Here is a 27000-nt window from a genome sequence, read left to right as displayed (position 1 = left end):
AACTATGATTTTTAACTGGTTTAAAATATTTATATATCATTTAAGGCAAAACAAATTGTTTTCGTTTTTAAATGTTTTGGGATTAAGCATTGGGATTGCCGGAGTAATTTTTGCCATTTTATATTGGAATAATGAAAATGCATACGACCAATGGAATCCTGAAAAAGAGAATTCTTATCAGGTTCTAAACAAAATTGGCGGCACCGGAAATACATGGGCATCCAATTCAATACCTTTTGGAGAAACCTGCAAAGCTACCATTCCTGAAATTGAATCTGTTTGTTTCTTTAATAATACATGGTATGACAATGCTCCAATAAAATATCAGAATAAAAAGATAATGGCTGAAAAAATCACGATGTCTGACAATGGTTTTTTTGATGTTTTTCCGTTTCCGATTGTAAAAGGAGCCAAAACTAATATACTTAAAGAAGACAGCAGCGTTGCCATATCTGAGGAAACTGCAAAATTACTTTTTAATGATCAGGACCCAATTGGTAAATCACTGTCATATAACAATAAGGTTTATACTGTAAAATCGGTTTATCATTTGATTAGACCATCTTCTATAGAACCAAATTACGTTTTTGGCGGTGTTAAGCGTGAAGGTGATAAAACAAGCTGGGGAAATTTCAATTATGGCCTTATGATTAAAGCCAAAAAAGGCACTGATCCTAATGCACTTGTAAAGAAAATGCAAAATGTAAATTTTGTCAACAGAACAGTAAAAGATGCCAAAGAAAGTGGTCAGACGGTAGCACAATACGTTAAGGAAAATGGCGAAACAACTGTTATAATCGATCAGTTAAAAACGGCGCGTTTACACGGAACAAAATCTTCGCAAGGAATTAATTTTCCTGAAGGAAAAGGTAATTTACAATTGCTTTATATCATGGTTGGGCTTTCAATTTTGATTTTGGTTTTATCATTAGTAAACTATATTAATCTGGCAACAGCTTCGGCTATAAAACGCGCTAAGGAAGTTGGAGTCCGCAAAATTGTAGGCGCTACAAAAAGCCAGATTGTTACCCAGTTTATTTTTGAAACTGCCATAATTGTAATTTTAGGCATACTCTTCGCTTTGGCCATTGTTGAACTTTCCCTGCCTTATTATAATGTCTTTTTAAAGAAAACTTTGACTATGAATGGCAGTGAATTTTACCTGCAGCTTATTTTTATATTTGGATTAGTAATCGTTCTTGCCGGTATATTTCCTGCTGTTTATATCTCAAATTTTGAAACTTTAAAGGTTTTAAAAGGGAATTTCTCAAGAAGTAAAAGCGGAATCTGGATTCGAAATTCGATGTTGATTTTTCAATTCGGAATTGCTGCCTTTTTTATCATTGGTGCATTGATTGTAAACTCACAGGTAAATTATATGATGAATAAAGATCTTGGTTTTAGTGGCGATCAGGTAATTAGGGTTCCTTTTAATACTCCGGAACGCATAAAAAGAACAAGTCAATATCTGACCATGAAACAAGAAATTAAGAAGATTTCAGGAGTTCAGGAAATTTCTACTTTTGCAGGAACTTTTGGTAACAGTACCAATTCGAGTTCCGGGTTTACGCACAATGGTATTCATGTACAGCCAAGAAATGTTGAAATGGATTTTGGTTTTCTTGAAATGATGAAGATTAAAATTGTTCAGGGTCGCGATTTGTCACCGAAGTTTGCATCAGATACTGTTAGTAATATGCTAATGAATGAAACATTGGTTAAAACTTTAAATCTTAAAAATCCAATAAATACGATTATAACATCTGGCTGGGGAAAAGACAGTGATGAGGAAAATATGAAATTTAAAATCGTGGGTGTTGTCAAAGATTTTCATATTACAGGACTTCAGGATAAAGTTCCTCCTATGGTTTTTATCAATCTTAAAACTTTACAATGGAATAATTTTAATAATGTTTATTTAAAAGTTTCTCCAAATAATTTAACCGAAACTTTGGCAAAACTAAAAACCTATTGGGAGAAAAATGTAAATCCTGATTATCCTTTTGATTATGAATTTGTCAATAAAGGATTTGCTAAAACCTATCAGGAACAAGTTAAACAGAAGGATTTGTTTTTTATTTTAAATCTTGTTGTAATCATTATTGCCATTTTTGGATTGTTTGCTTTGGCCTCTTTTTCTATGGAAAGACGATTGAAGGAAATCGCTATCAGAAAAACTTTGGGTGCAGAAACAGATGCTTTATTGAAAGAATTATCAAAACAATATGTTATTTTTTGCTTAATTGGTTTTGCGATTGGCGTCGTTCCGGCTTATATTTTATTGCAAAAATGGCTGGAGAATTTTGCTTTCAGAATTGGAGTTTCGGTAGTCCCGTTTACTATTGCGTTTATATCATTATTGGTTCTGACCTTATTAATTGTTTCGGCAAAAGCGTATCAGGTAACTAAAATAGATATTTTAAAGTATTTAAAATATGAATAAGAACTTGTAGACCATTTTTTTTAAATACCCGTTAGATTTTATAAATCTAACGGGTATTTTTTATTCTTCTTAAAAATGAATATTGATCTATTTCATTACAACATCAGAATATAATAGTTTATCAAGTTGTTTGTCTCTATCGTAAACATCTGCAAAAAAACTAATTTCGCCGGTTTCATCATTTACCCATGCGGTAAAATATCCGATATAAATTGGAATTTTGTTTTTAAGAACACAAGGCGTTTCTTTTTCTCCGCTCATTGCTTTGTCTATTTTTTCAACCGGCCAGTCAGGATTGTCTTTTAAAATTGCCAATGCTAATGGTTTTGCTTCTTTTACGTTTATACATCCATGACTAAAGGTTCGTTTCTCAAATTCAAACAAACTCTTCGCAGGCGTATCGTGCAAATAAATATCATTGGGATTCGGGAACATAAATTTTACTAATCCCAGAGAATTTTTAGGCCCTGGTTTTTGTCGCACGCGACCTCCATTCCACTCCATATTATTTTCTTCCAGATAGTTTTTATCGCCCGCAATTTTGAGTTTTAATTCGTTATCTATTATACTCTGCGGGACATTCCAATATGGGCTAAAAACTATTCTGTCCATCATTCCGCTAAAAATAACCGTTTCTGTCATTCTGGTACCCACAAAAACATCAGACACTATTTCGTATTTGCCATTTTTGACATAAAACAGCCTAAACGACGGAATATTAACCATTATATATTCATTTGCTTTTGCCAGTTTTGTTGGTATCCAGCGGCAGCGTTCCATATTGAGCATAATAGTTCGAATTCTATTCGAAACAGGTTCATTCATTTGATCGATATGCTCTCTCGTTAATGTGTAATTTAATTTAAGTCCATATCTTTTTTTATAATTTAATATGCCCGCCATCATTTCTTCATCATAAACATTTCTTTTAGAGTCTTGTTTTAAATCTCCCACAACAAACAAACGTGTCCTGATTTGTCCTACCATTGCTGAGCTATCCATTGGTTTTAGCTCCTTGTAAGTTGCGCTATCGATATCAATTTTATTCCATAAGTTGTTCTTTTCGATAGTTCTGTACTTTTTCAATACATCCTGAAGTTTATAATATTGACCAAATAAAAGATGTTCGTCCTGATTAAGTCGCGCGGGATCAACAATAAGAGAATCTAATATTCTGGAATACGAAATGTTTTTGGTTGGCAAGTACCATCCTATTTTTTTCAGGGTTGCCGCATCTTCGCCAGAATAAACATTACTCGCGTAAAACACATACATGCTTGTTAATAGTAATTCGGTATTGATTTGAGAAGGTTTATCGGTAACATTTTCATTAAAAATCTCATCGATTTCATCTTTATAAGGCATCTTTTTCTCGATTCCCTGCTCTTTCAATAAATCGACTTTTTCATACAGCAAATGTCCAAATTCGCTAACTCTTTTATCGTCGTACCAAATTGTATTGTATTCTCTTTTTTTATAGAGTTCTAAAACATCTTTCTGGTATTTTTTTAACTTAGAATAGGTTTTGAAAAATTGCATAATAGAAACACTATCAACATTGAATCTTGTAAGTGATTTTTTAGGAAGCAAAGTATTCCCGATTAAAGGCAATTTATGAGGCAGATTCGGTTTTTCATTATTAGCAAAACCGGAAGAAGAAAATAAAAACCCCGCTACGATAAATAAAAATAAGAAGGTAGAATTTCGCATCGTTTTATCTTTTTAAATTTTAGAAATAGATCTTATTTAAAAAACAGCGAAAACTATAGAACACCATAAAATAAGCTTCCGTCTATCTTTTATAATAGTAGGAAAAACAAAAATTCAGGGTACTCAAAGATACAAAATAAATTGAAGAGCATTTTACCGACAACTACAAAATTATACGAAAATTCACATTTATTAACATTTATAATCCATTACAAAATAATTTAAATTATGATCTTCTTTTTTCTTACAATTCAAAACCAAAAATAAAAAATTCGATTGTATTGGTTTGAATAATCTCTATATCAACAAATCCAATACAAAAAAGCCAAAATCCGAACAGAATCATTTATCTTTGCAGTCTGAAATGAGTTTAAATAAAAACAGTATTTAAATTAATTTCAGTCCATACAAACACGACAATAAAATGAAATTAGACAGAAAAGAAATTCTTAAAGCTTTGGAAACAATTACCGTAGCTGGAGAAGGAAAAAATATGGTTGAAAGTGGAGCTGTTGCCAATGTATTAACTTTTGGTGACGAAGTTGTAGTCGATTTAGTATTACATACTCCGGCAATGCACATTAAAAAAAGAGCTGAAGACGATATCAAAAAAACAATTCTTGAATTGGTATCTCCAGAAGCAAAAATTAAAGTAAACATTAAAGTAGAAACTCCCGAGAAAAACGAAATTAAAGGTCGTGCCATTCCGGGAATCAAAAATATAATTGCCGTTGCCTCTGGTAAAGGTGGAGTTGGAAAATCTACTGTTACGGCAAATTTAGCGGTAACATTAGCAAAAATGGGATTTTCAGTTGGAGTTCTTGATGCGGATATTTACGGGCCATCTATGCCTATTATGTTTGATGTCGAAAACGAAAAACCGACTTCGATTATGGTTGATGGAAAATCTAAAATGAAACCTATTGAAAGTTATGAGATCAAAATACTTTCTATCGGATTTTTTACAGCTCCAAGCCAGGCTGTAATCTGGAGAGGACCAATGGCAGCAAAAGCATTAAACCAAATGATTTTTGATGCAGATTGGGGAGAATTAGATTTCATGTTAATCGATTTACCTCCGGGAACAGGAGATATTCATCTTTCGATCATGCAGTCATTGCCAATTACAGGAGCAGTTGTTGTAAGTACACCACAAGCGGTGGCTCTTGCCGATGCTAAAAAAGGAGTTGCCATGTTTATGCAGGACAATATTAATGTTCCTGTTTTGGGAATTATAGAAAATATGGCTTACTTTACACCAGAAGAATTACCTGACAATAAATATTATATTTTTGGTCAGGAAGGAGCTAAAAATCTTGCAGAAGATTTAGATGTTCCTTTCTTAGGAGAAGTGCCAATTGTACAATCAATTCGTGAAGCAGGAGATTATGGTCGTCCGGCGGCTTTACAAACAGCATCAGTAATTGAAACTATTTTTGAAGAAATTACCCGTAATGTTGTACAGGAAACAGTAAACAGAAATGAAAGCTTACCTGCTACCGAAGCTATTAAAATTACGACAATGGCAGGTTGTTCAGCAGTAAAGAAATAATTAGATAATGAGAAAATTAGATAATTAGATAATGATATTTGGAGGATTTAAAATTTTCTAATTGACACATTATCTAATTATCTAATTCGCTCTAATTGACACATAAATATTATGACAACAGAAGAATTAACAAGCAACGTATTATTGGCTCTTGACGAAATCAGACCTTTTTTAAATTCTGACGGAGGAGACATTACACTTATTTCTATAGACGACGACAAACATGTTAAAGTTCGTCTGGAAGGAGCGTGCATTAGCTGTAGCGTAAATCAAATGACGCTAAAAGCGGGCGTTGAAACCACTATAAAAAAATATGCTCCACAAATAGAAACTGTGGTAAATATCATGTAATAAACATAATTTTAAGGGTCACTAAGAAAATTCTGATTTAACAAGAATATTTGACCTTTAATGATTTTGATTTCGAAAAACTCAAAAAACATTCAAAAAAAAGCGTGTTTTTGCGATTTTATCAAAAAAGTATCTAAAGTTTTAAGATATTTCAGTAAGGTATTGTTACATTTTTAACTTAAATTTGTGACGTAACCCCTTAAACCGAAATATATGAAGAATTTTTACGCTCTACTTTTATTAATGTTTTTTGTTTCAGCGAGTTATGCTCAACAAAATGTAACAACACTTGTTGTTGACAAAGCTTATCTGAACGAAGCAGAAGAATGGTCTGATTTTACCTATTCAGGAAAAATTGTGTTCTCGACAAATTCAAATGAAGAAGAAGGAACTTTAAGAATTGGTAATTACGATTTTTTATATGATTTCTGCGACGGAAAAGCTAAATTTGCCAATAAAGCAACTTACAGCTCTGCAGAATTTTCACACCCAAGAAAAGTTTCTGTTAGCACCGATAAACAAGGTGTTGTAAACTCAACTTATGAAGGAACGCTAATTTTCCAGGCTGATAGAGATTATTACTCAGTGATAGCTGTTGTAACTTTATTAGAAAAAAACGGTTATATTCTGGGTGTAAAAATGCGCCAAAAAGAAGGAAACAAAAAAGAATACGCGTTTAGTACAAAACCAGGCAGTTAAAATAAACAAAAAGGATTTTTTCACGTTATTAAATCCTAAATCAGAAAAATTCCAACATTAAAAATGGATGTATTAATAAAGATTAAAGATCGAGAAGGAGTTATACACGAGTTACAAGCTCCAACTGATATGGCAATGAATATAATGGAGTTATGCAAGGCATACGAACTTCCTGTTGAGGGAACCTGCGGAGGAATGGCCATGTGTGCTTCTTGCCAGTGTTACGTTCTAAATGATGTTGCATTACCTGAAATGGGAGATGAGGAAGAAGCCATGCTTTCGGAAGCGTTTTATGTTAAATCTAATAGCCGTTTAGGTTGTCAGATTCCAATTACGGAGCAATTAGAAGGTCTGGAATTAGAACTGGCACCTGAATATTAAGAATAAATTGCAATATTTTAAAATTCCAAATTCCAATAGTACTGGTCGTTCTATTGGAATTTTTTATTTGAAACTAATTCTAGAATATTTAAAAAAAGCGGGGATTTATACTTCTCGCTTTTTTTTTGTCTGTCAATAAGTTAAACCGGACAGTCCCGAAGCCTCGGGATAAAAACCTGTCCGGTTTGCCAAAGAAACTGAACTTTTATTTCTCAACAAAAAAACCGTAATCACATTGCTGCAATTACGGTCTTTCCTTTATAACAATTTTCTTTAATCTCGAATTATACCAAACCTGCCTGAATTAAATATTCAGCAATTTGAATTGTGTTTGTTGCAGCTCCTTTTCTTAAGTTATCAGCAACAATCCACATGTTTAATGTATTTTCCTGGCTTTCGTCACGACGAATTCTTCCAACAAAAACATCATTTTTACCTTCTGCATACAATGGCATTGGGTAAGTAAATGTGTCCAAATTATCCTGAACCACTACTCCATCAGTATTGTGTAAAATTTCGCGAACTTCGTTTACATCAAAATCATTTGTAAACTCAACATTTACCGCTTCACTGTGTCCACCAACAACTGGTACACGAACTGCAGTAGCCGTAACTCTGATGGTATTATCACCAAGAATTTTTTGAGTTTCGCGAACTAATTTCATTTCTTCTTTAGTGTATCCGTTCTCTTCGAAACTATCACAATGTGGAATCGCATTTCTGTGAATTGGATATTTATAAGCCATTTCTCCCTGAATTCCTGCGTATTCATTTTCTAATTGCCTTACCGCTTTTACACCCGTTCCGGTGATTGATTGGTAGGTAGAAACAATGATTCTTTTAATGTTGTATTTTTTATGCAAAGGTGCCAATGCCAAAACCATTTGAATAGTAGAGCAGTTTGGATTTGCAATAATTTTATCCGCACTTGTCAAAGTATCTGCATTGATTTCCGGCACTATTAATTTTTTAGTAGGATCCATTCTCCATGCCGATGAATTATCAATAACGGTTGTTCCGGCTGCAGCAAATTTTGGAGCCCATTCTAATGATGTATCACCTCCTGCAGAAAAAACAGCAATATCAGCTTTCATATCAACTGCTGTTTGCATTCCTACAACCTTATATTTTGTTCCTTTATATTCAATTTCTTTTCCTATTGATTTTTCAGATGCAACAGGAATCAATTCTGTAACAGGAAAATTTCTTTCTGCCAACACTTTAAGCATTACTTCGCCAACCATACCAGTGGCACCTACAACCGCTATTCTCATTTTTATATTTTTAGTATGAATTAAATCTAATTTATAATGCAAAAGTATACATAATAAAAGTCAAAACAAGGCGCTTCACAAAAAATAACAAAATGTTACAAATTAAACAAAAATAAAAAAACCGCCTCAATTAAGAAGCGGTTAAGTTAGACTTAGTGTAGCGGTATATTATATTATTGTTTATTTTTTAATAAATCCCTAATTTGAATAAGAAGTTCTTCCTGCGTTGGTCCGGCTGGCGGTGGTGGTGGAACATCTTTCTTTTTAATACTATTAATTCCTTTAATAATTAGAAATAAAACAAATGCAACAATTATAAAGTTAATTACTGCTGCAATAAAAACACCATACTTTACACCTCCAAAAGCCGTAAGCTCTTCTATAGAAGATAAATGTGCAGCATCCAGAGCGGGTTTCAATATTAAAGGCGTTATTACATTGTCAATTAATGAACCTACAATTTTATTAAAAGCAGCTCCAATAATAACACCGACAGCCAAGTCAATTACGTTGCCTTTGGTCGCAAATTCCTTAAATTCTGAAAAAAATCCCATAATTGTTCGTTTTATTTATAATTAATAGATATCGAAAATACGGAATTTTCCTGAAAATTCCTCAAAACTATCTAAAAAATACCCTTTTTACACGTTGCGAAATACTGGTTAGAATTTCATACGGAATTGTTTTTAAAGCATTTGCAATCTCCGTTACTGTTGGGCTTTCGCCAAAAATAATAACTGAGTCTCCTTCTTTGCAATCAATTTCGGTTACATTAACCATTAACATATCCATACAAACACTGCCTACAATTGAGGCTTTTTGATTTTTAATGACAACATAACCTACCTCATTTCCCCACAAACGTGAAATTCCGTCGGCATAGCCAATTGGAATTGTCGCAATTTTGGTGGGTTTCTCTGCCATAAAACGGCGTCCGTAGCCTACGCTATCGCCTGCCGGAATCGTGCGAACCTGAGAAATAATCGATTTTAATGTTCCAACATTTTCCAGATATTTTTGTTCTGCAGGATCGTTTGAAACCCCATATAAACCAATTCCTAAACGAACCATATTAAATTGCGCATCAGGAAAATTGCTAATTCCCGAAGTATTCAGAATATGACGAATTGGATTAATATTTAATTCTGAAATTAATTTTGATGATAATTTTTCGAATAACTTAATCTGAGAAATCACAAAATCATAGTGATTCATATCGTCGCTTGTTGCCAAATGTGATAAAACACTTTGCACTTTAACGGTTGTGTTTCCTTTTAAGGTTTCAATTAATTCGGTTAATGTGTTTTCTTCAAAACCCAAACGATGCATTCCTGTATCCAGTTTTATGTGAATTGGAAAATCTTTTAGATTCTTTTCTCGTGCAATTTTTAAAAAGGCATTTAATCCTTTTACACTATAAATTTCAGGTTCTAACTGATATTGAATAATCGATGGAAAACTCGTCGATTCCGGATTTAAAACCATAATTGGCAATTTAATTCCACCATTTTTAAGCGAGATTCCTTCATCGGCGAAAGCCACACCCAAATAATCGACTTTATGATGTTCCAGCAATTTGGCAATTTCCAAACCACCGTTTCCATAACCAAACGCTTTTACCATTACCATGATTTTCACATCATTGGCCAGTTTTGATTTAAAGAAATTTAAGTTATGACTAATAGAATCGAGATTAATTTCGAGAATCGTTTCATGTGTTTTCTCTTCTAATAAAGTCACGATTTCTTCAAACTGAAATGATCTTGCCCCTTTTATTAAAATAGTTTCATTGGCAAAATTCAGGCTTTCAAAATGCGCAATAAACTCTGCTGTATTTTGAAACGTTATGCAATTTGAAAACTTGTCTGCAAAAGATGAAATAGTCGAACCAATGCCAATTACGTGATTGATTTTATTGTCAGAAATAAGCTGGGCAACTTTAGAATATAATTCTTCATTTGAAAATCCGCTTTGAAAAATATCTGATAAAATAACCGTTTTTGAAGCGTTCTTTTTTTGACTTTCCAGAAAATCCAACGCGATTTTCAACGATTGAAAATCGGAGCTGTAACTATCATCAATAATACTGCAGTTGTTGATTCCATTTTTAACTTCCAGACGCATTTCTACTGGGTACAACATTTGCATGCGATTTTGAATTGTTGCAGAATCATATTCAAAATGAAGCAAAACCAGCAAACAAGAAATAGCATTTTCTATAGAAGCAGAATCCTGAAACGGAATTTCAAGATCGAAAATTTCATTTTTATATTGATATTCAATACGTGTTTTATCGTTTCTGTTTTCTTTTTTCAGAATAAAAACATCAGCCGTTTGATCCCTGAAGCTCCATGAAAAAAGTTTTCGTGGATGAAGCATATATTCTGCCGCAAATTGTGACATACAGGAATCAACAGTTTCATTTTTTTGATAAATAATTACCGGACAATCTTTAAACAAAAGCAGTTTTTCGTCAATCTTTTGTACTAAATTCAAAAAACCTTCATCATGCGCCGTACCAATATTGGTCAGCACGCCAATTGTTGGTTTAATAATTTTTTCGAGTTTGTCCATTTCGTTAACCGTCGAAATTCCAGCTTCGAAAATACCCAGGTTGTGTTTTTCGTTTATCGCAATTACAGAAAGCGGAACGCCAACTTGTGAGTTATAACTTTTTGGACTTCTGATAATATTATAATCCGGACTTAGTAAAAAATTAAGCCATTCTTTTACAATCGTTTTTCCGTTGCTTCCGGTCAGGCCGATGATTGGAAAATCAAAAAGATGTCTGTAATAAGCCGCAAAATGCTGAAGTGCATTTAAAGTGTTTTTTACAACCAGAAAATTGGCTTTTCCCTCGCAATTTTCAGGAATATACTGCACAACAAAATTCTGGACGCCTTTGTCTATAAGTTCTGAAATATATAAATGAGCATCATTATTTACGCCAGATAAGGCAAAAAATAAAGTTTGTGATCCGTTTTGCAACGAACGGCTGTCAATCGAAATATGATCGATAAAAATAGCAGCTTCAGCGCCAATCCATTTGGCTTCAAGAACTGATACAAGGTTTTTTAAATTTATGCTCATTTTGGAAATTTCTTTTGTCAAATTTAAAAAAAGGTTTGCCACTAATTTCACAAACTAGCACGAATTATTTTTTACGCAGATTTAAAAAAAGATTTTAGCAGATACACGCAGATTTTTATTTATTAAATCTGCCAAAATCTGCAGAATCTGCGTGAAACAAATATTGAAATAGGTTCGCCACGAATTTCAGAAATTTTCACTAATTATTTTTCACGCAGATTTAAAAAAGATTTTAGCAGATGCCCACAGATTTTTATTTATCAAATCTGCTAAAATCTGCAGAATCTGCGTGAAACAAATATTGAAATAGAATTGCCAGGAATTGCATAAATTTTCACTAATTGTTTTTAGTTTTTTTTACTACAGATTAAAAAGTTCGCCACGAATTTCACGAATTAGCACGAATTTTTATTTGCCACAGACTAAAGGATTAAAAATGATTTTCACAATCTGTGAGAATCTTTTAATCTGTGGCTAACATTTTTTAATCGCAAAGAATTAGTGAAAATTCGAGTAATTAGTGACAAAAAAAAATATTTCCCTATATTTGTGAAGACTTCAAATTAAAGATTTTGAAAAAAATACTGCCTATATTCTCCTATATATTGCATCCGATTTTTATATCGATGTATGCTACTTTATTTTATTTGTTTTGTAAAGGTGACATTTTTACAAACCAGGAGAAATATTATGTTTTGTTTCAAATTCTGATTATTACGATTTTGGTTCCCATATTATTTTTTATGCTCCTTCGCTCAACGGGACATGTAAAATCTGTAATGGTCCATGAAACTTCGCAGCGCAAAATCCCGCTTATTTTACAATGTTTTCTTTATATTTTATTGGTAAAAAGAAGTATTGTTATTATACGTTATCCAGAATTACATTTCTTTTTTCTTGGAGCTTTGTTCAGTACAATTTTGGCTTTAATAGGATCCCTTTTCAAAATAAAGGCAAGCTTGCACATGATGGCAATCAGCGGATTTACTGTTTTTGTTATCGGGTTAAGCATTCACTTGCAAATGCAAAATCCTTATTGGACTGCGTTGATGGTTTTCCTGACGGGAATTGTAGCATCATCAAGATTAGTTATGGAAGCGCACACAAATAAAGAGCTGCTTATTGGTTTGGCACTTGGTATATTTCCGCAAATGCTCTTTTTATATCTATGGCTATAAAATATAAAATATCAATCCCGCATTTAAGGTTCTAACATCTATTTTTTGTCCCGAAGTAGTAATGACGTCTTTAAACAAAGGATTTAATCCGTAATTAAGGTAAACATTCCAGGTATTGTAACCTGCAGCGAGATAAACGCCATATTGAACTTTATTTATATTCGGATTATTTTTAACTACATACTTCTCTTCGCCATTGTCTAAAACAGATTTATTAGAAAAGACATAACTAATTTTAAATCCTCCATAAATTCTCCAAAATCTATAACTTTCATAAGTCGAATTTCTCCATCGAAATTCTATTGGAAGATCGACCAAATACTGCCTGTATCTATTGGAACTAATATCATTATAGTCACTTACGGCATAAGCCAAACCTCCGTCGGGCAGTTTAGAAATAGTAAGATTTTGAAAATAATTCTGATAGCTTAATCCTAAACCAGTAGCAATTGCAACGGTTCTTTTTTTATTAATTGGCATGTCGCGCAAAAATCCTGCAGAAAGTCCTGCAGAAAATTTATTTTGTTTAAGGCCTTCCGGGATCTGGGTTAACAAATTATAAGTGATCGAAAAATAAAACTGATCTTCACGATATAATGAATCGATTTTTACAATCGGTTCTATTTTAGGTTTTGTTTCTTCCTGAGAAAAAACACTAAAAAACGACATTATAAATAAACAACTAAAAAGGAATCGCATATCGTATTTTGGTTTTAAGGATGTTCTCAAGTAAACGTTTTTTAGAGTTGATTTATTTCACTTACAAATATAATATAATGCTGGCTCAAGAAGTGAATTAACACGAAATTATTCTTTTTTTCGCTACGAATAAATTCTTTCATTGCACTATTTTCAATAAATCAGTAATAGAATCAAAAAAACAAATCGATTATTCATTGCTCTTTTATACCTTTGTCATGCATGAAAAAAAAGCAGCTCATATTAAGTGTTTCTTTGGCGCTGACAGTATTGTTCTCAATATTGTTTCAGTCGATACACAGTTATGAGCATATTGTAAAGCAGCTTTCAGAGAAACAATGTCATCATGATTATAGTGATCCAAACGGAGAAATAACGCATCAGCATCATGATTATGATTTGTGTTATGTTTGTCATTTTGCTTTTGGAAGTTATATTATTCCCGAAGAATTTTCATTTCAACTTTATACTTTACACAAAGAAATTCCTTATTTCTTTACACGTTCAGAAAAAATATTTTCATTTTCAGAAAGTGCTTATTTATTACGTGGTCCGCCCGCAGCTTTAGTTTCTTAATTTCGATTATTCGAAAAAATCAAAAAAGTCTTTATTCTAATGCGAAACAGGCAAGTTTTCCATCTTGAAAATGTATCAGGATTGGCAAATTTACTTTGATTTCATGTTTTTAGTTTAAAGAAAAAATCAATTAACTATAGCATCATTTTCAAATGAAAAAAATAATATTAGCTCTTATTTTAGGGTTTTCGAGCCTGCTTTCGGCTCAAAATTCTGTTTCAGGAACCGTAACAAATCTTGAAAACCAAGCCATGCCCGGCGTTTCTGTATATGCGCCTGAATTGCACAGAGGAACAACCACTGACGAAAACGGAAAATACGAATTTAAAAATCTTCCAAACGGAAGTTTACGACTTGCTTTTGCTTTTGTTGGATATACAACTCAAAACAAAACCATTTCCAAAATATTAAAAGACAACACTTTAGATATAATCCTTACCGAATCTATTTTTGAAATGGATGAAGTAGTCGTTTCAACTCCTTTCAACAAATTGCAATCGCAAAACGTTATGAAAGTCGAGCATGAAAGCATCAAAACATTACAGCAAAAAGGAACTTCGACGTTAATCGAAGGTTTGGCAACGATTCCCGGAGTTTCTCAAATTTCTACCGGAACTTCTATCGGAAAACCGGTTATTAGAGGTTTAAGCGGAAATCGTGTTTTGGTATATTCTCAAGGTGTAAGAATTGAAAATCAACAATTTGGAGACGAACATGGTTTAGGTTTAAACGATGCGGGAATTGAAAGTGTTGAAGTTATCAAAGGACCGGCTTCTTTATTATATGGCTCTGATGCTTTGGGAGGAGTTTTATATTTTAATCCTGAAAAGTTTGCTGATGCCGGGACTTTTAAAGCGAATTTCAGTCAAAAATATTTCACGAATACACAAGGAAGCAATTCATCTATTGGATTAAAAACTTCTACAGACAACTGGAAATTTTTAGCTAGAGGAAGTTACAACACACATTCTGATTATAAAATTGCCGATGGCGATCGCGTAACAAATTCACGTTATAATGAAACCGATTTTAAAACCGGAATTGGATACAGTAATTCCAGCTTTTCTAGTGTTTTAAGATACAACTACAATAAACTGGATATCGGAATTCCGGAAGACGGAATTGGTGAACAATCTTCAAGCAAAGACACACAATTTCCAAGACAGGGAATTTTCAATCATTTGTTGAGTTTAAACAATGTAATCTTTTTCGAAAATTCAAAACTAGATGTTGATTTGGGCTACATTTCAAATGACAGAAGTGAATTTGAAGATAGCAACGAGGCTTCTTTACACATGAAACTGAATACTTTAAATTATAATGCAAAATATCATTTTCCGAAATTTGGTAAAATTGAAACGATTTTAGGTGTTCAGGGAATGCATCAAACGAACAAGAATTCTGGTGAAGAATATTTGATTCCGGATGCTACAACAAATGATTTTGGTGTTTTTGGAACTGCAAACTACGAATGGGATAACAGCGTTTTACAAGCCGGATTGCGTTTTGACAACAGAAACGTAACTTCTGAAGCACACGGAACGGAAGGTGAAGAAGGTTATTTTCTTCCTTTAGACAAATCATTTGACAGTTTTAATGCTTCTTTGGGATATAAAACAAAACTGGCTGAACCGCTTACACTTCGATTAAATGTTGCGACTGGTTTTAGAGCGCCAAATTTAGCTGAGTTGACTTCAAACGGTGTTCATGAAGGAACAAACCGTTATGAAATTGGAAATGCTAATTTGAAAACTGAACAAAACGTTCAGACTGATTTGAATTTAGAATATAAAAATTCGCATTTTGAATTCTTCATCAACGGATTTTACAATCACATCAACAATTACATTTATACTTCGCCAACCGGAGATGTTTTAGACGATAATGATGTTTTTGCCTATATTCAGAATAATGCACAATTATACGGTGGTGAAGTTGGTTTACATTTTCACCCTCATCCTTTAGACTGGCTGCATTTTGAAACTAGTTTTGAAACGGTTACGGGTAAAAAAGACAACAATGATTATTTGCCTCTGATTCCGGCAAACAACTGGAACAATACGCTAAGAACGGAATTTAAAATCAAAAATTGGTTCGAAGAAGGATATGCTTCTTTAAACGTTTCTTCGACATTTGATCAAAGTAATGTAAGTGGTTTTGAAACGGCTTCAAAAGGATATACTTTAGTAAATTTAGGTTTTGGAGGAACAGTAAAATTGGGTAAAACTGCTTTTGATGTAAACCTTAACGGAAACAATTTATTCGATAAAAAATATATCGCACATCTTTCGAGATTAAAAACTGACGGTGTACCAAATATTGGAAGAAATATTGTGTTAGGAGTAAACTTCAACATATAGTTTTTATTTAACCGCAGAGTTCGCAAAGTTTTTTCGCAAAGTTCACAAAGTTTAGTTTAAGTTGATTCTCAAGCAAAGTTCACAAAGCTTTGTGTTGATTTCTAACTTTGCGGACTTTGTGTTTTCTGAAGATAATCCTGGAATAAAATCTTAGCGTACTTTGCGGTTAAATCTTCACCATTCTTCACAAAAAGTACTATTTTTGTTACAACTGACAAACCTAAACTATGAAAAAAACAATTCTTATAATGGCTATTACTACTGCAGGGATTTCATTTGGGCAAAATAATATTAAATATCCCGAAACTAAAAAAGGCGAAACTGTTGATGTGTATTTCGATACTAAAGTTAGCGATCCGTATCGTTGGCTTGAAGACGATAAATCTGCTGAAACCGGTGCCTGGGTAAAAGCCGAAAATGAAGTTACGTATGGCTATTTGGATAAAATTCCGTTTCGTGAAGAGTTAAAGAAACGAATGGAAAAACTTTGGAATTATGAAAAAATAGGCGCTCCGTATACAGAAGGAAAGTTTACTTATTTTTCTAAAAACAACGGACTTCAAAATCAATCGGTTATTTATAGAAAAGATGAAAAAGGCAAAGAAGAAGTTTTTCTGGATCCGAATACTTTCTCTAAAGACGGAACAACTTCACTTGGCGGTTTAGATTTTTCTAAAGATGGAAATAAAGCTGCATATTCTATTTCCGAAGGCGGAAGCGACTGGAGAAAAGTAATCATTATTGATGCTTTGTCTAAAAAAGTCCTTGAAGATACTTTAGTTGATGTAAAATTTAGCGGTGTTTCATGGTTAGGAAACGAAGGATTTTATTATTCTAGTTACGACAAACCAAAAGGAAGTGAATTATCTGCCAAAACAGATCAGCATAAATTGTATTTCCACAAGTTAGGAACTTCTCAAAAAGAAGATAAAGTCATTTTTGGTGCCGATCAAAAACGTAGATATGTGGGCGGATATGTTACCGAAGACAATCATTATTTGGTAATTACAGCAGCCAATTCTACTTATGGAAATGAGCTTTACATAAAAGATCTGACCACTCCAAACAGTCCAATTATAACTATTGTGGATAATTTTAACAGCGACAATATTATTATTGATAATGATGGAAGTAAATTATTCATCGAAACCGATTTTAATGCACCAAACAAACGCGTTGTATCTGTAGATTTCAGCAATCCGAAACCTGAAAACTGGAAAGATTTCATCAAGGAAACAGAAAATGTTTTAGCACCTTCAACAGGCGGCGGATATTTATTTGCCAATTATACAAAAGATGCTGTTTCATTGGTTTTGCAATATGATTATAACGGAAAATTAGTTCGCGAGATCAAACTTCCGGCCGTAGGAACTGCCGGGGGATTTGGAGGTAAAAAACATGAAAAAGTATTGTATTACAGCTTTACCAATTATACAACTCCGGGAAGTATTTTTTCTTTTGATCCAAAATCAGGCAAATCAGAAGTATATCAAAAACCTAAAGTAGATTTTAAAAGCGAAGATTATGAATCTAAACAGGTTTTCTACACTTCAAAAGACGGAACAAAAATCCCGATGATCATCACTTATAAAAAAGGAACAAAACTAGACGGTAAAAACCCAACGATACTTTATGGTTACGGTGGATTCAATATTAGTTTAACTCCGGCATTTAGTATTGCAAATGCTGTCTGGATGGAAAATGGAGGTGTTTATGCGGTTGCCAATTTAAGAGGCGGTGGCGAATACGGCAAAAAATGGCATGACGCGGGAACAAAATTGCACAAACAAAATGTATTTGATGATTTTATCGCTGCTGCGGAATATTTAATTGCACAAAAATATACCTCATCTGATTTCTTAGCGATTCGCGGAGGTTCTAACGGAGGTTTATTAGTGGGCGCTACAATGACACAACGTCCTGATTTAATGAAAGTAGCATTACCAGCCGTGGGCGTTATGGATATGCTGCGTTACCATACTTTTACTGCCGGTGCGGGTTGGGCTTACGATTACGGAACAGCACAGGACAATAAAGAAATGTTTGAATATTTGAAAGGATATTCGCCAGTACAAAATGTAAAAAAAGGTGTAAAATATCCGGCAACAATGGTAACAACAGGAGATCATGACGATCGCGTTGTTCCGGCACATAGTTTTAAATTTGCTGCAGAATTACAAGACAAACAAACCGGAGATAATCCTGTTTTGATTCGTATTGATGTAAAAGCGGGTCACGGAGCAGGAAAATCTGTTGCAGCAACAATTCAGGAAAATGTAGATATTCAGGCGTTCACGCTTTACAATATGGGATTTAAGGCTTTACCGAAAAAGTAAACTTTAGTCTATAATTTTTATAGCCACGAATTCACGAATTATTTTGTGAGTTCGTGGCTGTTTTTTTAAAGATTTGTTTCACGCAGATTCTGCAGATTTGAGCAGATTTATTTAATTTGAAAAATAAGATCTGCACGAATCTTTTTAAATCTTTTTAAAATCTGTGTGAAAAAATAATTCGTGAATTCGTGGCGAACCTTTTTTAAACAATTCTTTTCTCTTAAATTTGAGAAACTAAAAAACCAACAAATGAAAATTGTAAAATGGGGAATAATAGGTTGCGGAAATGTAACTGAAGTTAAGAGCGGACCAGCTTTTCAGAAAGCTCCAAATTCTGCCTTAGTTGCTGTAATGCGAAGAGACGCTGCTCTTGCAGAAGATTACGCCAAACGCCATAATGTTCCCAAATGGTATTCGAATGCCGTAGATTTAATAAATGATCCTGAAGTCGATGCTGTTTATATTGCTACTCCTCCATCTTCTCATAAAGAATATACCATTTTGTGTGCCAAAGCCGGAAAACCTGTTTATGTTGAAAAACCAATGGCTTTGACATTTGAAGAATGCAACGAAATGATCAGCGTTTGCAAAGAACATAATGTTCCGCTGTTTGTGGCTTATTATAGAAGAAGTTTACCGAGATTTTTAAAAATAAAAGAACTAATCGATCAAAAGAAAATAGGAACGGTCAGACATGTAAATTGTGTTTTGTATCATCCGTTTGAAGAACGTTACGACGACGAAATCAACTTGCCATGGACTGTTTTACCTCATATTTCGGGCGGTGGAATTTTTGTCGATTTGGCTTGTCATACTTTAGATTTTCTTGATTTTGTTTTGGGTCCGATTAAATCGGTTCGCGGACATGCAAGTTCACAGCTTCAGGCGTATCCTGCAGAAGATTCTGTTTCTATGTCGTTTTTATTCGAAAACGGAATTCACGGAACGGGTTTATGGAATTTTGCCAGTTTTGAACGTTATGATAATACTGAAATTGTAGGTGATAAAGGAAAAATTTCTTTCTCTACTTTTGGAAATGACCCAATACATATTCAATATGCAAACGGCGAAAAAGAGAGTATTACAATTGAAAATCCATTACATATTCAGCAGCCCTTTATTGAAACTGTTGTCGCAGAGCTTTTAGGTAATGAAGGAGTTTCTCCTTCTAAAGGAACTTCGGGAGCAAGAACAAGCTGGGTTATTGATGAAGTTTTGAAGGAGTTTAGAGGTTTGAAATAATCATTACATTTTTTTGAATTGCCTCCAGCTTTAGCTGGAGGTGAAAGAATTAATATTAAAAGGCTTTAGCCAAAAACCTTGTATTTTTTGGCTAAAGCCTTTTTTATCTTTTACAATTTATACCTCCAGCTAAAGCTGGAGGCAATTCAAATGCTGTAGATGGATTAAAATAAACCAACAATTCTTTACACAGTTTTATCATTCGACGAAATGACAAAAAAGCACAAAAAAAGAGGATACCCTAACGAATATCCTCTTTTTTATAAACTATAAAATTTCTTTAGAAAATTATAGGCTGTATCTTAAACCTAAAGTCAAACCTAAACCAGAAATTCCAACATAAGAACTAATATCATCTGTAGCTCTTGTATTATCAAATCCTGCAGCATTAGTTACTTTACTGTTTGAAGTTGTATTAATTTGATCAACATATTTCGTATGACTTGCAGAGTATGAAGCGTCAGGACGGAAATTAGTAGGTGTATTTAATTTATCTACACCATTTTCAGTATATACCTCAGTTTCTTTAGTTTTACCATGAACGGTAAAGTTACGGTATTCTAATTCTCCAAAAATAGCAATGTGTGTACCTAATTTGTAAGATGTTCCTAATGAAGCTAAAAATCCAACTGTTGGATTAGGCTTTACTACATCTTTAGCATAACTAGTCACAACACCTGCCGGGGTTGTATAAGTTCTATTTGTTTTAATTGTCAAATCTCCATGAACAGGAACAATAACTCCTACTTTTGTGTAAGGTTCAAAACCGTGAGATTCACCTAAAAACAAAACAAGAGCTGGAGCAACATCAAAAGCCTGAATTTTTCCAACTGCGCTACCAGTAGCAAATACAGGACCCGCAGCAACTAATCTGTTAGTAGTTTCAACCATAGTTTTACTAGCACTACTGAAATAGTTAAATCCTACTTCTACACCTAAACGAGTTGAAAAACGATATCCTGCAGTTAGACCTGTACGAAATCCTTCTCCAAATGAACCATGATTTGTTTCTCTTGAAATTAAAGTTGTACCATCTGCTGCATAAACATCTGTATTAGGTAATGCACCATTTACAATTGGAAATTCTGTAGCAGCTGTTTGAATAAAATATGATCCTCCTAATTTAAAATACCAGCTTTCTGGTTTATCTGCTGTTTCTGTTTGCGCCATTGTGGCCATAGAGCAAACTAATAATCCTAATAAAAATAGGCTCTTTTTCATAATTCTGATTTTAATTAATTTATACAAACTTATAATAATTTAACATATTCCTGTACGCTGTGATACTTCCCTTTGTACGAAAACGTTGTAATTTTGAGCAATATTACTAAAAAACTATTATGCACGCATAATTTTAACTTAAAAAAAATGCATTCTTCTAAATTTTAACTGTTAAAATTTAATTCAGCTTAAAATTTACCTGCATTTTTTCTAATTCCTGCAATAACTCTGTCGAAATCCTGATCTTTAATCGTCGGCTCGGCATTGTTAATTTGGTTACAACCTTTATTTCCTCTACTTCTTTTACTTCCTGCATTTTAGTTTCACTTAATGCTACTTCGTTATCGTCATTTTCACTTTCATCAACAAAAACGGCATCTTCTGTTTCTTCAAACTCATTAGTTGTTTCTACCTCAACTAAACGCTTGATTTTTTCTAATTCCATGATTTCAAAAGTCACTGAATTATCTCCTTTATTATCATTAAATAAATGGCTTAGTTTATGGATAAATTCTGTTTGAAGATCTTTTATATTCAACAATACAACTAATTTTTTAGCAAAGGCTTCAAGTATGTCCTGCAGCTGTCTAATTTCAACAAACTGCATTCTTGGCTCTGATTTTTTACCTGTATCGTGATTTACCCATCCGTCTTTAATCAATATTTTCAGGAATGCAAAATTGTTCTGAATCAGGAAGTGACGGAACTTTAAATATTCTTCACCAAAAATCTTAAACTCAAAACTTTCATCGTAACCTTCTAAATTAAATACTGCCCAGCCTTTTCCGTTCTTTGCTACACGATGTTGTACGTTATGAATGATGCCTGCAAAAGTCAGGTTTTTGCCCACATATTCGTTCATACTCTTCAACGCTTCCAATCGTGCATTGCAGAAGTATTTCATTTCAAATCTAAAATCATCAAGCGGATGTCCGGAAAGATAAATTCCAACTACCTCTTTTTCTTTTGCCAGTTTTTCCATCGTACTCCAGTCTTCACAAGGAGGCACAACCGGTTCTGCAATTTGCACTTCACTGGTTTCTCCAAACAAACTTACCTGCGATGAATTTTCGTTTTCCTGAAACTTCGATCCGTAACGCATCGCTTTTTCATAAAACGTAATTCCGTCGCCATCATCATGAAAATATTGTGCTCTGGTCGTTCCTTCAAACGAATCAAAACCTCCGGCAAGAGCCAGATTTTCAATTGCTTTTTTGTTAGCAGCACGCAAATCTATTCGCTTCGCTAAATCAAAAATCGATTTATATCTTCCGTCTTTTCTGCATTCTACAATTGTCGCAACGGCTCCCGAACCTACACCTTTAATTGCGCCCATTCCAAAACGAACGGCGTAATTATCGTTTACCGTAAATTTATAATACGATTCATTAACGCAAGGGCCTAGAACTTCAAGCCCCATACGTTTACATTCTTCCATAAAAAACGATACTTGTTTAATATCATTCATATTATTCGAAAGAACCGCTGCCATATATTCTGCAGGATAATGCGCTTTTAAATATGCCGTTTGATAAGCAATCCAGGCATAACAGGTTGAGTGGGATTTGTTGAAGGCGTAACTAGCAAAAGCTTCCCAGTCTTTCCAGATTTTCTCCAGAATTTTTGCATCATGACCTTTTTTTGCCGCTTGCTCGACAAACTTAGGTTTCATTTTATCAAGTACATCTTTTTGTTTCTTACCCATCGCTTTACGCAAAACGTCGGCCTCACCTTTTGTAAAGTCTGCCAGCGATTGCGACAAAAGCATTACCTGCTCCTGATAAACCGTAATTCCATAGGTTTCTCCTAAATATTCCTCACAGGCATCCAAATCGTATTTGATTTCTTCTTCTCCATTTTTTCTTCGAACGAAAGATGGAATATACTCCAAAGGTCCAGGACGATACAAGGCGTTCATGGCAATTAAATCTCCAAAAACCGTTGGCTTTAGATCTTTCATGTATTTCTGCATTCCGGGCGACTCGTATTGGAAGATTCCAACCGTTTCTCCTCTTTGGAAAAGCGCATAGGTTTCAACATCATCAATTGGAAAAGTATCCGGATCCAGATCAATATTTGTTCTGTATTTTACCAGTTTTACGGTATCTTTTATTAAGGTAAGGGTCTTCAGACCCAAGAAGTCCATTTTTAGCAATCCTGCACTTTCTGCAACCGAGTTATCAAACTGTGTTACATATAAATCAGAATCTTTTGCTGTGGTTACGGGAACGAAATTCGTAATATCCGATGGCGTAATAATTACACCACAGGCGTGAATTCCCGTGTTTCGCATGGATCCCTCCAGGATTTTTGCCTGTTGAATTGTTTCTCCGGCCAAATCGTCTTCATTGGCAATGGCGATTAATTCTTTTACGTTATCAAATTCATCAGATCGAAGGGCTTTTTTAACATCCTCTTCGTTTTCAGAAATAAAACGCGCCAAATTCCATTTTGAAGGCATCATTGCCGGAATCAGTTTTGCAATTCTATCGGCTTCAAATAAAGGTAAATCCAATACACGCGCCGTATCACGAATCGCCGATTTGGTTGCCATTTTACCATACGTAATAATTTGAGCAACCTGATTTTTACCGTATTTATTGATTACATAATCCATAACTCGGCCACGACCCTCATCATCAAAATCGATATCAATATCGGGCATCGATACACGATCCGGATTCAGGAAACGCTCAAAAAGCAAATCGTACTTAATCGGGTCAATGTTTGTAATTCCTAAACAATAGGCAACGGCAGAACCCGCTGCAGATCCACGTCCAGGTCCTACCGAAACGTCCATATTTCTGGCCTCGGCAATAAAATCCTGAACGATCAAAAAGTATCCCGGATATCCTGAATTCGAAATCGTTAACAACTCAAAATCCAGACGTTCCTGAATAGATTCTGTGATTTCGCCATATCGTTTTTTCGCTCCAACCATCGTTAGGTGTCGCAGGTATTTATTTTCACCTCGTACACCTCCGTCAGCTTCATCTTCGGGAACAACAAATTCTTCGGGAATATCAAATTTTGGAAGCAATACATCACGATAAAGTGAATAACCTTCAACCTTATCTACAATCTCCTGAATGTTGATAATGGCTTCCGGCAAATCGGCAAAGAGTTTTTTCATCTCTTCTTCCGACTTATAATAGTATTCCTGATTTGGCAATCCGTAACGGTAACCACGACCACGACCAATTGGCGTTGCTTGTTTTTCACCGTCTTTTACACACAATAAAATATCGTGTGCATTGGCATCTTCTTTATTTAAATAATAAGTATTATTTGTTGCGATTAATTTGACATTGTGTTTCTGAGCAAAATCAATCAGGGTTTTATTTACACGATTTTCATCTTCCTGATTGTGTCGCATGACTTCCAAATAAAAGTCATCGCCAAATTGTTCTTTCCACCAAATCAAAGCTTCTTCGGCCTGATTTTCACCGACATTCAGAATTTTACTCGGAATTTCCCCGTATAAATTCCCGGACAAAACCATGATGTCTTCCTTGTATTTTTCGACGATTTTACGATCAATTCTTGGAACATAATAAAACCCCTCTGTAAATGCAATCGACGACATTTTTGCCAGATTATGATAACCATTTTTGTTTTTGGCTAATAATACAACCTGATTTCCGTTGTCTTTTTTGCTTTTATCTAAGTGATTATCACAAACATTAAATTCGCAGCCTACAATTGGTTTTATTTCGGTCTCTGTTGGTTCTTCTCCGGCTTCAACCAGGGCTTTGTTTTTCCCGGAAGCCGCTTTGTTATGATTCATTACGGCGCTCACAAAATGGAAAGCTCCCATCATGTTTCCGGTATCTGTCATGGCTACTGCCGGCATTTTGTTTTTGGCTGTAGCCGCAACAATATTTCCAATACCTATAGTCGACTGAAGAACCGAAAACTGCGTATGGTTGTGTAAATGCGCGTATTTTGCAGCTTTAAAATCGGCTCTTTCTGAGTCTGAAACCGTAGTTTGTACCTCATCAACTTGTAAAGCTTTTATTTGCTCTCTGATTTTATCAGAAGCTGCTTTTAAATTGATGTGTTTTAATCCTATTAACGGAAATTCCTGTGGATTTCTCTCTTGAAATTCCTTAAAATATTCTTTTGGAACATCCAGTTCTTCTTTGGTAAAAACTTCTCTTCTAATTAACTCTAAGAAACAACGCGTCGTTGCCTCAACGTCGGCAGTTGCATTGTGCGCTTCTGCAAAAGGTTTATCAAAAAGATAACTGTGTAATTCTGTTAAGGTTGGCAGTTTAAATTTTCCTCCACGACCTCCGGGAAGTTGTAATAACGAAGCGGTAACTTCGGTACAAGTATCTAATACCGGCATTGTACTCATTGGAGAATCAACACCCATTCTATGGAATTCGGCTCCCATAATATTAACGTCGAAACCTAAATTCTGACCAACAATAAATTTGGTTTTGCTTAAAGCGATATTGAATTTCTCCAGCACTTCGGCCAGCGTGATTCCTTCAGCTTCAGCCAATTCAGTTGAAATTCCGTGAATACGTTCGGCATCATAGGGAATATTAAATCCATCAGGTTTAACCAAATAATCCTGATGTTCGATAAGCTGTCCCATTTCGTCATGCAGCTGCCAGGCGATCTGAATACAGCGAGGCCAGTTATCAGAATCGGTAATGGGAGCATCCCAGCGTTTTGGTAATCCGGTTGTTTCGGTATCGAATATTAAATACATAGAGTTAAAATACAAAAATTAAGCTCCAAATTCCAAATTTTTTCCATATAAATAATTGATTATATGGAGGATATAAATTTGCCTTATAGAAAATGGAGGAAGTTCAAATTTACGTTTTTTTTAGGCTAATGAAAAACGAATTATCAACAAAAAGCATTAATCAAAATCATTATTAGAAACTGTTAAAAACCAATAAAAATGATAAAATTTCGGTTATTTGATGTTAAAAACTTCGATTATTCATTTTGGATACTCATTGGTCCAAAATGAACACTTTTAACCGCTGCTCTCGCCTGAACTTTGCTTCATCAAATTAAAACAAATTATTATGAAAACAATTTTTATCACAGGCGCTTCATCCGGATTAGGAAAAGCTACAGCAAAATTATTCCACAACCAAGGATGGAATGTAATCGCAACAATGAGAAATCCGGAAAAGGAAGAAGAACTTTCGGGTTTAAAAAACGTGACCTTATTACCATTAGATGTTACCAATTATGACCAAATACAAAGCACGGTTCAAAAAGCTATTGAATTGGGTGATATTGATGTTGTTTTTAACAATGCAGGTTATGGATTGATTGGCCCTTTGGAAAGTTTTAACGACGATCAGATTACCAAACAACTTAATACTAATTTGTTAGGGGTAATTCGTGTTACGAATGCTTTTATTCCGTACTTCAGAGAAAGAAAAAGCGGATTGTTTATTTCAACAACTTCCATCGGCGGATTAATTTCTTTTCCGTTAGGATCTGTATATCACGCTACTAAATGGGGATTGGAAGGCTGGAGCGAAAGTATGGCTTATGAATTAAATCCGTTTGGGGTAAATATCAAAACCGTTTCTCCAGGCGGTATTAAAACAGAATTTTTACACGGCTCACTTGACACCGGGGTTAAACCTGAATATGAAGCAATGGCAAATAAAATGTTTGAAAATGTAGATGTAATGTTTGAAATGGCATCGACTGCTGAACAAATTGCCGAAGTTGTTTTTGAAGCAGCAACGGATGGAAAAACCAAATTGAGATATGTCGCCGGAGAAGATGCCAAAGCGCTTTACCAACAAAGACTGGAACAAGGCGACGAAGTTTTTCGCACCGCTTTTGGCAAACAAATTTTGGGAGCATAATTTATACTGATACCGCTCAGGTTTTAACAATCT

Annotated in this window: 18 protein-coding genes; 11 read left to right on the top strand and 7 right to left on the bottom strand. The window is 34.2% G+C overall.

Annotation, left to right across the window (positions count from 1 at the left end; genetic code table 11):
• Positions 1-4: 4 nt before the first annotated feature.
• Positions 5-2443 (top strand): ABC transporter permease, encoded by a 2439-nt coding sequence (locus RT99_RS03425; protein ID WP_042563332.1) that lies wholly within the window; start codon positions 5-7, stop codon positions 2441-2443.
• Between the two features lie 87 nt (positions 2444-2530).
• Here the strand turns inward: RT99_RS03425 and RT99_RS03420 are convergent, their stop codons facing one another.
• Positions 2531-4153: a murein L,D-transpeptidase gene (locus RT99_RS03420; protein WP_042563331.1), complete on the bottom strand. Its 1623-nt coding sequence runs from the start codon at positions 4151-4153 to the stop codon at positions 2531-2533.
• A gap of 424 nt (positions 4154-4577) precedes the next feature.
• Between RT99_RS03420 and RT99_RS03415 the strand changes: the two genes are divergently transcribed.
• From RT99_RS03415 to RT99_RS03400, 4 genes are all read left to right on the top strand, one after another.
• On the top strand, positions 4578-5705 hold the full coding sequence (locus RT99_RS03415) for an Mrp/NBP35 family ATP-binding protein (protein WP_042563330.1): 1128 nt from the start codon (positions 4578-4580) through the stop codon (positions 5703-5705).
• Between the two features lie 111 nt (positions 5706-5816).
• On the top strand, positions 5817-6056 hold the full coding sequence (locus RT99_RS03410) for a NifU family protein (protein ID WP_026982674.1): 240 nt from the start codon (positions 5817-5819) through the stop codon (positions 6054-6056).
• Positions 6057-6269: 213 nt separating this feature from the next.
• Positions 6270-6755, top strand: coding sequence for a hypothetical protein (locus tag RT99_RS03405; RefSeq protein WP_042563329.1), 486 nt, complete (start codon positions 6270-6272; stop codon positions 6753-6755).
• A gap of 63 nt (positions 6756-6818) precedes the next feature.
• The gene (locus tag RT99_RS03400) at positions 6819-7136 is read left to right on the top strand and encodes a 2Fe-2S iron-sulfur cluster-binding protein (RefSeq protein WP_042563328.1); all 318 of its coding nucleotides are present in this window, start codon (positions 6819-6821) and stop codon (positions 7134-7136) included.
• A 284-nt stretch (positions 7137-7420) separates the two neighbouring features.
• On the opposite strand, the gene RT99_RS03395 is transcribed toward RT99_RS03400, so the two are convergent.
• From RT99_RS03395 to RT99_RS03385, 3 genes are all read right to left on the bottom strand, one after another.
• Positions 7421-8410: an aspartate-semialdehyde dehydrogenase gene (locus RT99_RS03395; protein WP_042563415.1), complete on the bottom strand. Its 990-nt coding sequence runs from the start codon at positions 8408-8410 to the stop codon at positions 7421-7423.
• A 173-nt stretch (positions 8411-8583) separates the two neighbouring features.
• The gene (mscL, locus tag RT99_RS03390) at positions 8584-8964 is read right to left on the bottom strand and encodes a large conductance mechanosensitive channel protein MscL (protein ID WP_042563327.1); all 381 of its coding nucleotides are present in this window, start codon (positions 8962-8964) and stop codon (positions 8584-8586) included.
• Between the two features lie 67 nt (positions 8965-9031).
• On the bottom strand, positions 9032-11500 hold the full coding sequence (locus tag RT99_RS03385) for a bifunctional UDP-N-acetylmuramoyl-tripeptide:D-alanyl-D-alanine ligase/alanine racemase (protein ID WP_042563414.1): 2469 nt from the start codon (positions 11498-11500) through the stop codon (positions 9032-9034).
• Positions 11501-12072: 572 nt separating this feature from the next.
• Between RT99_RS03385 and RT99_RS03380 the strand changes: the two genes are divergently transcribed.
• The gene (locus tag RT99_RS03380) at positions 12073-12678 is read left to right on the top strand and encodes a hypothetical protein (protein WP_042563326.1); all 606 of its coding nucleotides are present in this window, start codon (positions 12073-12075) and stop codon (positions 12676-12678) included.
• On the opposite strand, the gene RT99_RS03375 is transcribed toward RT99_RS03380, so the two are convergent.
• Complete coding sequence (locus RT99_RS03375) at positions 12673-13407, bottom strand: porin family protein (RefSeq protein WP_371197934.1); 735 nt, start codon at positions 13405-13407, stop codon at positions 12673-12675. The genes RT99_RS03380 and RT99_RS03375 overlap by 6 nt on opposite strands.
• A gap of 192 nt (positions 13408-13599) precedes the next feature.
• On the opposite strand from RT99_RS03375, the gene RT99_RS03370 reads away from it, so the two are divergent.
• The 4 genes from RT99_RS03370 to RT99_RS03355 all read left to right on the top strand — a co-directional run bounded on the left by RT99_RS03370 (position 13600) and on the right by RT99_RS03355 (position 19891).
• Complete coding sequence (locus RT99_RS03370) at positions 13600-13953, top strand: hypothetical protein (RefSeq protein ID WP_042563325.1); 354 nt, start codon at positions 13600-13602, stop codon at positions 13951-13953.
• 152 nt (positions 13954-14105) lie between these two features.
• Positions 14106-16313, top strand: a complete 2208-nt coding sequence (locus tag RT99_RS03365) for a TonB-dependent receptor (protein ID WP_042563324.1) — start codon at positions 14106-14108, stop codon at positions 16311-16313.
• A gap of 227 nt (positions 16314-16540) precedes the next feature.
• Positions 16541-18649, top strand: coding sequence for a prolyl oligopeptidase family protein (locus RT99_RS03360; protein ID WP_042563323.1), 2109 nt, complete (start codon positions 16541-16543; stop codon positions 18647-18649).
• Positions 18650-18898: 249 nt separating this feature from the next.
• A complete protein-coding gene (locus tag RT99_RS03355; RefSeq protein ID WP_042563322.1) occupies positions 18899-19891 on the top strand; it encodes a Gfo/Idh/MocA family protein in 993 nt (330 codons plus the stop codon).
• A gap of 288 nt (positions 19892-20179) precedes the next feature.
• On the opposite strand, the gene RT99_RS03350 is transcribed toward RT99_RS03355, so the two are convergent.
• On the bottom strand, positions 20180-21112 hold the full coding sequence (locus RT99_RS03350; protein WP_042563321.1) for an outer membrane beta-barrel protein: 933 nt from the start codon (positions 21110-21112) through the stop codon (positions 20180-20182).
• Between the two features lie 178 nt (positions 21113-21290).
• Positions 21291-25835, bottom strand: a complete 4545-nt coding sequence (gene dnaE / locus RT99_RS03345; protein ID WP_042563320.1) for a DNA polymerase III subunit alpha — start codon at positions 25833-25835, stop codon at positions 21291-21293.
• Between the two features lie 328 nt (positions 25836-26163).
• Between dnaE and RT99_RS03340 the strand changes: the two genes are divergently transcribed.
• Positions 26164-26967: an SDR family oxidoreductase gene (locus RT99_RS03340; RefSeq protein WP_042563319.1), complete on the top strand. Its 804-nt coding sequence runs from the start codon at positions 26164-26166 to the stop codon at positions 26965-26967.
• Positions 26968-27000: the final 33 nt, after the last annotated feature.

Source organism: Flavobacterium sp. MEB061, from assembly GCF_000834715.1.
In the GTDB taxonomy this organism is placed as follows: Bacteria; Bacteroidota; Bacteroidia; order Flavobacteriales; family Flavobacteriaceae; genus Flavobacterium; species Flavobacterium pectinovorum.
The sequence above is the reverse complement of the archived record's forward strand: the minus strand, read 5'-3'. Positions and strand labels throughout refer to the sequence as shown.